The sequence below is a fragment of the Streptomyces sp. A18 genome (genome assembly GCF_059026065.1).
The window spans coordinates 24,096-36,905 of sequence record NZ_JBWLKL010000016.1 but is presented as its reverse complement, the minus strand read 5'-3'; the positions used below and the strand labels follow the sequence as shown (position 1 = coordinate 36,905).

12 protein-coding genes are annotated in these 12,810 nt (G+C 70.3%); 3 read left to right on the top strand and 9 right to left on the bottom strand.

All coding sequences use genetic code 11. The features are described 5' to 3' along the window. Nucleotides 1-85: 85 nt before the first annotated feature. Entirely contained in the window at nucleotides 86-532 is a 447-nt protein-coding gene (locus AC5P1C_RS24115; protein WP_493867999.1) for an SRPBCC family protein, read from the bottom strand. 155 nt (nucleotides 533-687) lie between these two features. Between AC5P1C_RS24115 and AC5P1C_RS24110 the strand changes: the two genes are divergently transcribed. After that, nucleotides 688-1,290, top strand: a complete 603-nt coding sequence (locus AC5P1C_RS24110; protein ID WP_493867998.1) for a hypothetical protein — start codon at nucleotides 688-690, stop codon at nucleotides 1,288-1,290. Between the two features lie 294 nt (nucleotides 1,291-1,584). Here AC5P1C_RS24110 and AC5P1C_RS24105 read toward each other — a convergent pair whose 3' ends face one another. Both AC5P1C_RS24105 and AC5P1C_RS24100 read right to left on the bottom strand, forming a co-directional pair. Further along, on the bottom strand, nucleotides 1,585-1,929 hold the full coding sequence (locus AC5P1C_RS24105; protein ID WP_493867997.1) for a VOC family protein: 345 nt from the start codon (nucleotides 1,927-1,929) through the stop codon (nucleotides 1,585-1,587). Nucleotides 1,930-2,002: 73 nt separating this feature from the next. Beyond that, on the bottom strand, nucleotides 2,003-2,620 hold the full coding sequence (locus AC5P1C_RS24100; RefSeq protein WP_493867996.1) for a hypothetical protein: 618 nt from the start codon (nucleotides 2,618-2,620) through the stop codon (nucleotides 2,003-2,005). A 147-nt stretch (nucleotides 2,621-2,767) separates the two neighbouring features. Here AC5P1C_RS24100 and AC5P1C_RS24095 point away from each other — a divergent pair, with 147 nt between their 5' ends. Continuing rightward, a complete protein-coding gene (locus AC5P1C_RS24095) occupies nucleotides 2,768-3,631 on the top strand; it encodes an alpha/beta fold hydrolase (protein WP_493867995.1) in 864 nt (287 codons plus the stop codon). Nucleotides 3,632-3,756: 125 nt separating this feature from the next. Here AC5P1C_RS24095 and AC5P1C_RS24090 read toward each other — a convergent pair whose 3' ends face one another. The 3 genes from AC5P1C_RS24090 to ppk2 all read right to left on the bottom strand — a co-directional run bounded on the left by AC5P1C_RS24090 (nucleotide 3,757) and on the right by ppk2 (nucleotide 6,728). Beyond that, a complete protein-coding gene (locus tag AC5P1C_RS24090; RefSeq protein WP_493867994.1) occupies nucleotides 3,757-4,569 on the bottom strand; it encodes an alpha/beta fold hydrolase in 813 nt (270 codons plus the stop codon). An 80-nt stretch (nucleotides 4,570-4,649) separates the two neighbouring features. Further along, complete coding sequence (locus AC5P1C_RS24085) at nucleotides 4,650-5,411, bottom strand: PIG-L family deacetylase (RefSeq protein ID WP_493867993.1); 762 nt, start codon at nucleotides 5,409-5,411, stop codon at nucleotides 4,650-4,652. Between the two features lie 363 nt (nucleotides 5,412-5,774). Next, complete coding sequence (gene ppk2 / locus AC5P1C_RS24080) at nucleotides 5,775-6,728, bottom strand: polyphosphate kinase 2 (protein WP_493867992.1); 954 nt, start codon at nucleotides 6,726-6,728, stop codon at nucleotides 5,775-5,777. A gap of 372 nt (nucleotides 6,729-7,100) precedes the next feature. On the opposite strand from ppk2, the gene AC5P1C_RS24075 reads away from it, so the two are divergent. Continuing rightward, the gene (locus AC5P1C_RS24075) at nucleotides 7,101-10,292 is read left to right on the top strand and encodes an ATP-binding protein (protein ID WP_493867991.1); all 3,192 of its coding nucleotides are present in this window, start codon (nucleotides 7,101-7,103) and stop codon (nucleotides 10,290-10,292) included. Here the strand turns inward: AC5P1C_RS24075 and AC5P1C_RS24070 are convergent. The 3 genes from AC5P1C_RS24070 to AC5P1C_RS24060 form a co-directional block, all read right to left on the bottom strand. Then, nucleotides 10,273-11,064 carry an ABC transporter permease gene (locus tag AC5P1C_RS24070; protein WP_493867990.1) on the bottom strand — a complete coding sequence of 264 codons (792 nt, stop codon included), beginning with the start codon at nucleotides 11,062-11,064 and terminating at the stop codon, nucleotides 10,273-10,275. The two genes, AC5P1C_RS24075 and AC5P1C_RS24070, sit on opposite strands and share 20 nt — an antisense overlap. Continuing rightward, nucleotides 11,061-12,032 (bottom strand): ATP-binding cassette domain-containing protein, encoded by a 972-nt coding sequence (locus AC5P1C_RS24065; protein ID WP_493867989.1) that lies wholly within the window; start codon nucleotides 12,030-12,032, stop codon nucleotides 11,061-11,063. The genes AC5P1C_RS24070 and AC5P1C_RS24065 overlap by 4 nt, the downstream gene beginning before the upstream one ends. Nucleotides 12,033-12,457: 425 nt before the next feature. Further along, nucleotides 12,458-12,748, bottom strand: a complete 291-nt coding sequence (locus tag AC5P1C_RS24060; RefSeq protein WP_493867988.1) for a hypothetical protein — start codon at nucleotides 12,746-12,748, stop codon at nucleotides 12,458-12,460. Nucleotides 12,749-12,810 lie beyond the last annotated feature (62 nt).

Here is a 12,810-nt window from a genome sequence, read left to right as displayed (position 1 = left end):
CCCGACGACAGGCGTCCCCGCCCGGGTGCCCCGGGGCCACCTCAGCCGAGCATCTCAACTCATTGCCACGGCACGCCCCTCAGCGTCACGACGCCGAGTAGTGAGAGTTCTCGACGGTGTCGGCGAGCCGGGCGAGCATGCTGCGGTGGCGTAGTTGGAGGAGCGCGTCGAGTGCGGCGTTGTGCAGGGCACCACCCGGTCCGCACAGAGGGTGCTCGTCGACGATGACCAGGGTGTGCCGGCCCCAGGGCCGTACCTCGATGGCGATACGGGCGGTGCCGAGTCTGCCGCTTTCCGCCTCCAGCTCGATGCGACGGGGCGGATCGACGTCGCGCACGGTCGTCTTGCCGGTCCCGGTCCAGGGGCCCAGGCGCACAGCGTACTCGAGGGTGGAGCCCAGCTCCGGCCAGTCGCTCCCGGCCTCCCGGGACGAGTCAGGGCCGACCACCCAGTCGCCGTACCGGGAGCCGTCGGCCAGCACGGCCCATACCGCTGCGGGTGGCCTTCTGATCAGCCGGTGACGCACTGCCATGACGGCTCCTTGCCTGCATCAATACGGTCGCGAACCGGGGTGTCCAGCGTAGGACGGTCCACGTTCCGCCGCCTTCTCGCCGCGGGCGACAGCGAAACCAGTCGAACAGCGAAACCGGTCGAACGCAGGATCGCGGACCTGCGAGAGTGTCCGCCATGGATTCCGCGCCGGGTACCGAGCCTGTACGCCACCACGACACCGGGGCTTGGCTGGCGCGGTTCGCCGACCGGATATCGGTGGTCTGCCCGACATGCGGTGGCCGCGCGGTCGTGGTGCCCCGGCCCGGGCTGCCCGCGCCCCGCTACTTCAGCGAGCTCCTGTTCCAGCCGCGGCCTCTTGCGTGCGGTGCCTGCGGGGCCGTCGCCGACTGGGAACCCGAGGTGCGAGGGGCCGGCCTTGTCGGTGCCGTACTGGGCGGTAGCGAGGATCCGTTCTTCCGGCGGCCCCTGTGGCTGCAGGCCCGCTGTGCCGGCCACATCCTGTGGGCCTACAACGTGCGGCACGTCAGCGAACTGTCCGCCTACGTCGGTGCCCAGCTGCGCGAGCGCACCGGGGCGCAGCCGACGATGTCCATGGTCGCGCGGCTGCCCTCATGGATGAAGAGATCGGACAACCGCTCCGATGTCCTGGCCGGTCTGGAGAGGCTGCGGGAGCTGGCCGATCTGTCGGCACCCTCCGACCGGTCCGACGCCGCGCATGAACGCGGCGACCGTTCCCGAGCGCGCGGCAGCATGTACTTCCGGGGCGGTCCGTACTGAGTCCGGTCTACCGGGTGGAACGGCGCCGGCGATGTCCGCGCGGAGCACGCCGCCGACATCGCGACTCTCACGGCACTGGCGCATGCGCAGCTTCGGATCACGACGGACCGCGCGGAGTACGCCTACCTGCTGGAGGCCGTGCTGGCCTTCGAGGGCGTGGCAGGCTGGAGCGAGACCCTGGCCGGGGGGCTCACGAACGAGGACAACGAGGTCGCCTGCCCGCAATGCGCGTCGGACCTGTTCATCGTCCTGGGAGAACGCGGCTTCTTCTCGTGCACTCTCCTAGGCCTTCGCTCAGGCCTCCACGCCGCCGCCGAATCCGATCTCGTTGCCGTCCGGGTCGCGGAAGGTGGCCTTGCGGACGCCGTTCGAGTACGTCTCGCGCGCGGACGGTGTCAGGCCCCGCTCGGCGATCTGGGCGATGCGGGCGTCGAAGTCCGAGAGGAAGACGGTGTGCAGGGCGTGCCCGGCATGCTCGGGCCGCACCTCGATGAATACGTACCGGTGCTCGGCGAGTTCCCACACCGCCTCGGTGTCGTTGGGCAGGAACGCCGGTGGGGAGCCGAGGAGTCGCTCGTACCAGGCCACGGCCGCGGTGTAGTCGCTGACAGGGATTCCCGCGAACAGATCTACGGTCATACGGCCATGCTAAGCACGCCCGTCGCCTGTTCGCGGTTCCCATGCGTCGATGCCGGGCCCGCCCCGCCTCACGTCATCCGTGCCGGGTGAAGATCTCCCGGACGGTGGCCAGTGCTTCGTCCTTCTCCACGGCACTGTCGTACCAGTCGTCGGCATCCCGATACGCGATGAACGCCTCGGCGGTGAACTCCTGGCCGAGCAAGTAGTCGTCCAGGCAGTACTCGAACCCGGACTCGGTCATGAGGTCCACACCCTCCTGGTCGCAATGGTCCAGGAATCCTTCGGCCATCCGCCACTGCTTGCCGTCGAACCAGAACACGCCGCCCGCGTAGTGGATCGTCTCGCCGGTCCCCGGATCCGTGAGGTTCAAGGACTCGTAGTTCTCGGGACGGTTGCGCACCAGCCGGACGAGGTCCGCCGGGACCCCGCGATAGAGCGACTCCTGCGCGGCGTAGGTACCTTCGGCGTAGAGGTTCAGCTCCGACTCGTGATCGAAGGTCAGCAACAGCGCCCGACCGTCCGGCGTGAAGTACCACACGGCGGACTGCCCGCCGCTGTCGTTCCAGGCGAACCGCTCCGCGCCCTCCACCGTCACCGGCGAGACTTCGACAATGGTGTCGATGATCGCGGCGCGTCGCCGTATCTCCGCGATCGGGGTCCCCTTCAGGGCGTCCCAGGTGTTGTCGTTCATGGCCACAGATTAATGACCGTCACCCGCCCCTCCACACGGCAGGGCCACATCGGGGACCGGACGTCGGCACTCACCGCTCCTTTCCCCATCCAGTCTTGTTCCGAATTCAGTCTTGTTCCGAAGATCGTTTCGTTGGAGGCTACGGGGATGCCGAATCAGCCGACATTCGTACTCATTCATGGCGCCTTCGCGAACTCGTTCACGTTCGCACCGCTGCAGGCCGAACTCGCCTTGCTCGGGCACCGCTCGGTCGCGGTCGACCTTCCGGGGCACGGGTTCGAGGCGACCTACGCCGCGGCCTACCAGGCACCGCAGGATCTCGAAGCGCTCGCCGGGGAACCGGGCAGGATCAAGGGCGTCACCCTCGCCGACAATGCCGCCCGCGTGATCGAGGTCCTGGAGCGAGCGAAGCGGAACGGCCCGACCATCCTCGTCGGTCACAGCAGGGGCGGCGCCACGATCACCGCGGTCGGCAATGCCCGGCCCGATCTGATCGACCGCATCGCCTACGTCGCCGCCTGGTGCCCGGTCGATCTGGATGTCAACGACTACTACGCCGAACCGGAGATGGCGTCCGTGGACCCGGGCGCCTTCGCTCCGGCGCTGGTCGGGAACCCGGCGGAGCTCGGTCTGCTCCGGGTCAACTTCCGGACCGCCGCGCCAAAGACGCTCGCCGCGATGAAGCAGGCCTTCGCCGCCGACCTCACCGATGATGAGTTCCGCACGTTCCTCAACACCTTTCAGCCCGACGAGAACCTCGATCTCGGCACGTCCGCCGACCGTACACAGGCCGCGTCTTGGGGCCGCATCCCCAAGACGTACGTACGCCTGACCGACGATGCCAGCATCACGCTCGCCACGCAGGACCGCATGATCCGCGAGGCCAACGCGCTCACGCCCGACAACCCCTTCGATGTCGCGACCCTCGAAGGCAGCCACCTGCGCTGGCTCGTGCACCCGAAGCCCGCCGCCCAGTTGCTCGCGAACCTCGCGAGCCCCGCGGCGAACTGACCGACAGTCCGCGACGCGTCATCTACTTGTCTTCCCGGCCGGAACGGCGGCCGGGAAGACAGTGACGGCCCGTCGGGTGTGAAGTGAACGCGTGGACCATCTCGAAGGCACGACGAGAACAGCGATCATCGCCGCCGGTGAACCTGAGGAACCGAACTCCACAGTTCGCGCAAGGCAGCGTTGACACTGGCGGGTCGCTGGGTGTGCGGGTAGTAGCCGGGGACGCGCAGCAGGCGGGCGTCGAGGGTGTCGGCCACGGATTCGGCGCAGGCGATCAGCGGCTCTCCCGCGTACCTGCGGTACGTCTCCGGCGCGTCCTGCCAGGTCCCGCAGATCACGAGCGTCGGCCACGGCGCGGCCCGCAGCGGTTTCAGGGGCACCGTCGCCTCCCACACGGGACGTTCGCGCATCGACGTCGCCACGGCGCGCAGGCGCTGCGGGGTGGGGTCGGGCATCGCCATGCCGAGGCCCTCAGTGGAGGCACGCAGATACTGTTCCGGCGTCACCGAATCCGGCACGCCCTCGCTGTCTCGCACCCGCTCCAGCATGGCCTCGACCACCGGGTGACCGGTGGCCGCGGAAAAGGCGGAGGGCTGAATCAGCGTCAGGGATCGTACGAGGTCGGGTCGGCGACCGGCTGCGAGCATGGCCGCCAGTCCTCCGTTGCCGTGGCCGACCAAGTGTGCCCCTGTGTCCTGCCGCGCCAGCAGTTCCACCAGGTCGTCTGCGTCGGTGTCGAAGTCGCTGCGGTCGGTGTCGGGGCTGCCGCCATAGCCGCGGCGGTCCGCCAGCAGCAGGCGGTAGCGGTCGGCGAGCGGCCGCTGGCCGGCGAACCCGTACGCCTCGTCGTTGCCCCACGTGAAAATGTTGTGGTAGAAGACCGCGGGGGTGCCCTCGCCACCGGTCTCGTCCCACACCGTCACGTGCATCGCGGTCATCGGCGAACTCCCTCTCTCGTAACGGCTTCCCTCGAGCGCAACCTACCCGGCCAATCAACTGTGCCGATTTCTCAGTGCGCTCAGGGCAGCAGCTCCGTGCAGGCCGCCGCGGTGGAGACGGGGTCGTGGCGCATGTACCACTCGGTGGAGAGAAACCGCTCCCGGTCGGCAGCGGGGAGGCCGGCGATCAGCCCTGGGGCGGCTCCCCGCTCCACCTCGGTGCGGTGAGCCAGCACCGCGGCGACCTTCCGCTCCAGCCAGGGCCCGACATCGACGGTCGCGGTGACCCACTCGTCCGGAACGCTGTGCAGCGCCTTGCCCGTTGCGGCCAGAAATCCACCGCTCGCCCGCACGGCCGAGTGCGGGTGCGTGGCCGAGTACAGCGCGCTCGGCTGCCAGGGCGCGCCCGCGTCCGGGTAGAGCCGCTCAAGTCCGGCCGCCTGGAGGGCGAGCATGGTCACCCGGTGCGTGTGCACGTGGTCCGGGTGGCCGGTGAGCCCGCCGTATGCGTCATGCGTGACCACGACCTCCGGCTTGAACTCCCTTAGGTGCGCGACCAGTTCGCGGGCCGTGTCGTCGATATGCGCATCACAGAACCGCACCTTGCCCGGCGCCGACTCCGGTACGCGCGCGTCCGCGTAGCCGAGCATGCGAGGTGGCCCGGCACCGAGGATCTGCAGCGCCTGGGCCAGTTCAGCGGCGCGTGTCGTGGCCGTGGCCCACGTCGTGGTGACAACCGCCGTGCGGGCTCCGGCAGTTGCGTGGCGGGCGAGCACTCCGCCCGCCCACAGGGACTCGTCGTCCGGATGGGCGAAGACGGCGAGCAGACTCGGGGCGGGCACGGGCTTCGCCTTCCGGTGGGGGGTGGGCCGGACAGCAGCGGTCAGTCGCCGAAGTAGGCCTTGGCGACGGCGTAGCTGTCCTCGTAGAGGTGGTAGCGGGTGATCCGCCCGTTCCGGACCCGGTCAGGACCACGTCGTCGCCCTCGGCGATGACCTGGCGGAGGTCGAACTCCTTGGCCTGCACGTGGGTCCGCAGCAGGTCGAAGAAGCTTCGCGTGCCCTCCGCCGAGTCGTCCGCGCCGGTGACTCCGCTGTCTTGGCGGTCGACTTTACAGGCCGCCTGACGGCGGGGGTCGCCGCCAAACAGCTCAGCGCGTCCGCGATGCGCCTGTACGGCTCAACGGGCCCCGCGGTCAACGGCCTTCACGGGTGCTGACCAGGACCTCGTTCATTCTCGGCGAGCCTGCTGGGTGACAGGTCCGTCGGGTCCTCGTCCGCTTCAAGGAGTGTGTCGGCCGGGCCGATGATGAGCGGATCCGCCTCGCCCACCGCGTCTTTGTCCATGGCCGCATAGTCGACACGCAGCAGCAGGTGCCGGATGGCCTCGAGGCGCCCGCGGCGCTTGTCGTTGAACTTGATCACCGACCACGGTGCGTGGACGGTGTCCGTGGTACGGAACATCTCCACCTTGGCGTGCGTGTAGGCGTCCCACAGGTCGAGCGAGGCCAGGTCCGTGGGCGAGAGCTTCCACTGGCGTACGGGATCGACCTGACGGATCGCGAAACGTGTGCGCTGCTCCGCCCTGGAGACGGAGAACCAGAACTTCACCAGCACGATGCCGTCATCGGTGATCATCTTCTCGAACAGCGGGGCCTGCTCGAGGAATTCCTGGTGCTGTCGCGGGGTGCAGAAGCCCATGACGGGCTCGACGCCGGCACGGTTGTACCAGGAGCGGTCGAAGAAGACGATCTCTCCCGCGGCAGGGAGTTGTGCGACGTAGCGCTGGAAGTACCACTCGCCCGCCTCCCGTTCGGTGGGCTTGTCCAGCGCCACGATGCGGGCTCCGCGGGGGTTGAGGCGCTCGGTGAAGCGTTTGATCGTGCCGCCCTTGCCCGCGGCGTCCCGTCCCTCGCAGACGACCACGATGCGTTGGCCCTGCTCTCGTACCGATCTCTGCAGCTTCAGGAGCTCGATCTGCAGGATCCGCTTCCTGCGCTCGTACTCCTTGCGCCTCAGCTTCTCGGGGTAGGGATAGTTCTCCCGCCAGGTCTGCAGCGGCTCCCCCTGCCCGTCGAGCAGCACCGGACGTTCCGGTCGGGCTTCGTCCACCGACAACCCGTCCAGCAAGCGGTCCCCGTCCTCGCCGTCCGACGCCACGCTGTCTCCTCTCCTGGACACGTGCCATCTTTCTATCCTGATCGAGCGCTACCACGCAGAAATGACGCAGCCCCCTGTTCTGTTTCCCTTTGAGGTCGCGCACGTCATCCGCACGGCTCGCCTCAGCGGCTGGGCGCCCCCCGTCTCCCGGCTCTCCCTTCCACGCGGACCAGCCAGAGGGCTTCGTATTACCCGGGGAGTACGGCAGCAGACATCAGCCGTAGGACGCGTGGTGATGACGGCGCGGGCGAGAGTGGAGAACGCCAAGCGGTTCTCTCGCGCCTTCATCCAAGGACGAGTTGCTCATGGGAGCCGTAGGTCATCGCCAGACAGCCGGCTTCGGAGCGGCGGTGCCTTGGTTAACCTGCACTCGTGACCACCGATCTGACCCTGCTGCCGCGTGTCGCCTGTCGTGGTCAGGAGGTCACCGCGCCCCGGCTCCGCGGGCTGCTCGCGTTGCTGGCGGGGGACGTGCGTGCAGGCTGCAGCAGCGAGCGGCTTGTGGCGGGGCTGTGGCCCGACGCCTTGCCGGAGCGGCCGGGGAAAGCGCTGCAGGTTCTCGTGTCACGGGCGCGGGCGCGGCTGGGCGCCGATGTCATCGTGAGCACTCCGACCGGATACCGGCTCGCCTTCACCGAGGATCAGGTCGACAGCTCGGCCCTCCTGCTGCACGCCGCCGCGAGCGCGGAGCGGGCCAGGGCCGGGGATCACGCCGGAGCGTTGACCGCTGCCCAGGCCGGGCTCGGATTGTGGGAGGGCACTCAGGGCGGGGACGGTGACAGCTACGACCCCGTGGCCCTGCTGCGTGCCGAACGTGCCCCCGTCCGCGGTGCGCTCGTACGCGCACAGGCGCTCGCGCTCGCCCGGCTCGGACGGCATGCGGAGGCGGCCGGCCCGCTGGCCGTGGCCGCCGCTGAGCATCGGCGCGACGAGGAAGTCCTCGCGGAACTGCTGCGCGGCGAGGCGGCGACCGCGGGGCCTGCTGCCGCACTCACCCGCTACGAGGCCTACCGCCGCGAGCTGCGCGAGGCGCTCGGCACGGACCCGGGCGCCGGGCTCAAGGCCGTGCAGCAGGAGTTGTTGCGGGGCGAGGCACCCGCGGCACGGCACGGTGTGCCGCATGAGCCGAACCCGCTCCTCGGCCGGGACGAGGACATCGCCGCGGTGGCGGGGCTGTTGCGCGCCTCGCGCGCCGTCACCGTCATCGGACCCGGTGGCCTCGGCAAGACCCGGCTCGCGCACGCCGTCAGCCGCCGGGCCGCGCAGCGCGTGGTGCGTTTCGTGCCGCTCGCCGCCGTCACCGCCGACGAGGACGTGGCCACGGAAGTGGCCGCTGCACTCGGCGCGGGCGAGGGGCGGCACGGCGTCGTGAGCGGTCACGCCGCCGCCGACCCGGTGTCCGGCATCCTCGATGCTCTCGGGTCCGGGCCCGCTCTCCTGGTGCTCGACAACTGCGAGCAGGTCATTCGCGGCGCCGCCGACCTCGTACAGGCGCTGGTCTCCTCATCGCGGGAGCTGCGCGTGCTCGCCACCAGCCGGGCGCCGCTCGACCTCACGTCGGAGGCGGTGTACGCGCTGCCGGAGCTCGGTCTCGACACCTCGGTCGAGCTGTTCACGCAGCGGGCGCGGGCCGCCCGGTCCGGCGTGGAGCTGCCGCCGGACGCGGTGGCCGAGCTGTGCCGCCACCTCGACGGGCTTCCGCTGGCCGTGGAGTTGGCCGCGGCGCGGGTGCGGGTCCTATCGGTACCGGAGATCGCCCGCCGCCTCGGCGACCGGTTCGCGCTCCTGCGCGGCGGGGCACGGGACGTGCCGGAGCGTCACCGCACGCTACACGCGGTCGTGGAGTGGAGCTGGAACCTGCTGGCGCCGGAGGCAAGGGCGGCCCTGCGCACGCTGTCCGTCTTCCCCGGCGGCTTCTCGGGCGACGCGGCCGAGCGGGCGCTCGGCGAGGACACGAAGACGGATGCCGCTACCGACGCCCTGTCCCTGCTCGAGCAATTGGTCGGTCAGTCGCTGCTCACCGTTGCCGACACCCCGGTCGGCGTGCGGTTTCGGATGCTGGAGACCGTACGGGAGTTCAGTGCGGCCCGCCGCTCGGAGGCCGGTGAAGACGACGAGGCCATCGGCCGGTTCCTGGCCTGGGCACGGGAGTTCGGGGTCGCGTATCACGACGTGCTCTTCGGGGCGACGACCTCCCCTGGTTCGCGGCTTCGCGCCGGAGCAGGAGACGCCATCGCCGCCCGGGAGCGGATCAGAGCCGAGCAGGACAACCTCGTGCCGGCCCTGCGGTACGCCTTGGCCCGAACCGACGGCCCCACGATCGCCTCCCTGACCTCGGTCCTCGCCGCTCTGTGGTCCACCGACTCCAACTACCCCCGCCTCGCCGCCCTCGCCGCGGACACCGGCCCCCCGCTGTCGCACTACTACCCGGCTCCCGAGTACATCGAAGTCGCCCGCGCCGCAGCAGTGTTGTGCGCGGCGGGCCTGTTCATGAACCACGGCTCGCATGGCGAACGCCACCTCATCACCCTGCGGCGGCTGCCCCCGGCCCCGCCCGACACATTGCCGAGCGCCGCCGCCGTCGTACTCAGCGCGGTCCCCGAGATGCGGCCTCCCCACTACGACGTACTGCGCCGCCTCTGCGACAGCAGGAGTCCGCTGGTCGCCGGCATCGCCGAGTGCGTCGCCACCTACGTATGGGAGTACGAGCACGACATCGACGGCGCACTGGCCTCGGCCCGCCGGATGATCGCCGCGCTTACGCCGGTCGACAACCCGTTCCTGCAGCTCATGGGCCACTCCCGGCTGAGCGAGCTGAGCCTGCGGACGGGGCAGGGCGATACCGCGTACGGACACCTCAGGACGGCCCTGAAGACGCTGCCGCTGCTCGGCGACGAGCACGACTACATCGGCATCCGCTCGGGTCTCGTCCTCGCCTGCCTGCAGCGCGGCGACCCCGACGAGGCCGAGTACTGGCTGCGGCAGACGGAGGGCGGCCACACCGCGCAGGAGGACACCTTCTACAGCCCCGACCTCGGCAGCCGCGCCGAGATCGCGCTCACCCGGGGGCTGACGGAGGTCGGCCTCGGCCTGTGGCGCGACGCCATGGAGCGGATGCCCGAGGCCGGATCACAGCACAGCGGCGACCCCTGGCTCGATCCGTGGTCGCTTCAGATCCAGTCGGCGGCGGTGACGGCGCACGCGCACGCGGGCCGTCTCGGGTTCGTCGCCGAGCCGGTGGAACGGCTCCGACAGCTCCTGGGGACTCTGCTGGACGGCCCGCCCCGCTCGCCCATGGAGCTCCCCGTGTTCGGGGCGGTGCTGCACGCTCTCGGCATGGCCGGTCTCGCGTCCGCGGACGCATCCGCCGTACGGATGATCGCGCTGGCCGAACGGCTGGGCGTACCAAGGGAGTTCCAGCCGACGATGTCCGAGGGACGCGCGCGGCGGGCGGCCGAGGACGCCGACGGGGCGGCGTACGCCGACGCGGTGTCGAAGTACGCCGCCCTGAAGCGGGACGAGCTGTGGGAGGCGGCCCAGGCGCTTACTTCGGGTCGCGGTTGAACAACGACGTCGACCAGCGGTAGCCGAGCGCGGTCAGACCCAGGCACCAACCGACCGTGATCCACCCGCTGTTGCCGATCCCGCTGCCCAACAGCAGACCGCGCAGCGTCTCGATGGCCGGAGTGAACGGCTGGTACTCGGCGATCGGCCGGAACCAGCCCGGCATCGAGTCGACAGGGATGAAGGCGCTGGAGATGAGCGGGAGGATCATCAGCGGCAGCGCGTTGTTGCTGGCGGCCTCCGGGTTAGGGCTGGCCATGCCCATCCCGACCGCGATCCAGGTGAACGCCGTCGCGACAAGGACGAGCAGCCCGAAGGCGGCCAGCCACTCCAGGGGCGTGGCATCCGTGGACCGGAAGCCGATGGCCACGGCGACGGCGCCGACCAGGACGACGCTGAGGATCGCCTGCAGCACGCTGCCGACGACGTGCCCGATGAGCACCGAGCCGCGGTGGATGGCCATCGTGCGGAAGCGGGCGATGATGCCCTCGGTCATGTCCATGGAGACGGACACCGCGGTCCCGGCCGGGGTGGCCCCGAGGGTCATCAACAGGATGCCCGGGACGAGATAGGCGATGTAGTCGGAGCGGTCGGCGCTGCCGCCACCGATGCCCGCGCTCATCACGTCGCCGAAGACATGGACGAAGAGCAGCAACAGGACGATCGGCGTCAGGAGGATGTTCAGGGTGAGGGACGGGTAGCGGCGCGCGTGCAGGAGGTTGCGGCGCAGCATCGTGGACGAGTCGCGTGCGGCCAGGGAGAGCGAGCTCATCGGACGGCCTCCTTGGACGGGGTGGGGACGGCGGTGCCGCCGGTCAGGGCGAAGAAGACGTCGTCGAGGTCGGGGGTGTGCACGGTGAGTGCGTCCGCCTCGATGCCGGCGGAGTCCAGCCAGTCGAGGATGGAGCGCAGTTCGCGCTGACTGCCGTCGCTGGGGATCTGCAGGGTCAGGGACTCGTCGTTGCCGGTGACGTCGCGCAGTGCCAGGGCAGCGCTCTGATAGGCGGCCGGGGCGGTGAAGCGGAGGCGGACATGCCCGCCGGGGATGAGCCGCTTCAACTCGTCGGCGCTCCCCTCGGCGGCGATCTTTCCGTCGCTCAGGACCGCGATGCGGTCGGCGAGCTCGTCTGCCTCCTCCAGGTACTGGGTGGTGAGGAAGACGGTCACACCGCCGGAGACCAGCTCACGGATGATGCCCCACATGTTGTGGCGGCTGCGTGGGTCGAGTCCGGTGGTCGGCTCGTCGAGGAAGATGATCCGCGGGTCGCCGACCAGCGTCATGGCGAGGTCGAGGCGGCGCCTCATGCCGCCCGAGTAGCTCTGGGCGGGCTTCTTCGCTGCGTCGGCCAGATCGAAGCGCTCCAGCAACTCCGCTGCCACCCGGCGGCCTTCACGGCGGGAGATGTGGTGCAGGTCCGCCATGAGGAGCATGTTCTCCTCTCCGGTGATCAGGCCGTCGACCGCGGAGAACTGCCCGGTGACACCGATCGCGGCACGCACCGCCTGCGGGTCGGCGGCCAGATCGTGGCCGCCGACGCGCAGCTCCCCCGCGTCGGCGGAGATGAGGGTCGAGAGGATCTTGACGGCGGTGGTCTTGCCCGCGCCGTTCGGACCAAGAAGGGAGAAGACGGTACCGGCCTGCGCCGCCAGGTCGATGCCGTCGAGGACCGTCTTGTCCCCGTAGGCCTTGCGCAGCCCCGTGGCCGCGATGGCCAGGGCGGGCGATGTCGTTGTCGTCATGCCGCAGAGGGTGCGGCAGGGCGCATTCAGCGTGGTTTCACAACGGTTTCAGTGCCCCGGAACCGGAGCCTGCCCGGGTCCGCCGGAGCGCGACGCCATCACCGGGGGCTCAGCCCGGTAGCTCCTCGATGCGCTGCCGGTTGAGCAGATACGTGGGCAGGTCCGGCTGCGGCAGCGCGACGGGGAACACGTGGTGGTCGTACGCCAGACTCGCCATCGCCATCAGTCCCAGCGCAACCTGGGCGCGCGGCGCCGCCGATCCGCCCCAAAAGGGCGACCCCGTCCGGGAGCGACTCGCCGGTGACCGTCCGGACCACCTCGGACGGGAACAGCGCCTTGTTCGCGACGAACGGGGAGTCGCCGTACAAGGAGTGCGGCAACGCCCGTCCCCCGATGGACATGCACACCACGAAGGAGGCTCGCCATCACGGCCTGTCCCCGGACCAGTCCCAGCGGCGTCGGCCGCCGGGGCGCGGGTCGCCGGGGCGCGGGTCGTACATCGCCCGCCCGCCGGCGCCGAAGTGTCCCAGCTCCGTGGGCAGGGCGACGCCCGTGTCCATCTCGCCCTTCGTCCAGCCGGTGATGTCGAGCAACAGGCCGTCCAGCGGGCCGCCGACCAGCTCGGCGTAGTCCCGCCCCGGCTGCGGGCCCTGCCGGGGGTCGTCGTGGTCCTGGCCGTAGACCCGGCCGCGCAGCAACTCCTCATCCCTGTCCATACCTCCCACACTCCCAGCCACCACTGACAATCCGGGGTCTGCGCGGGCTCGCGTGCAGCAGG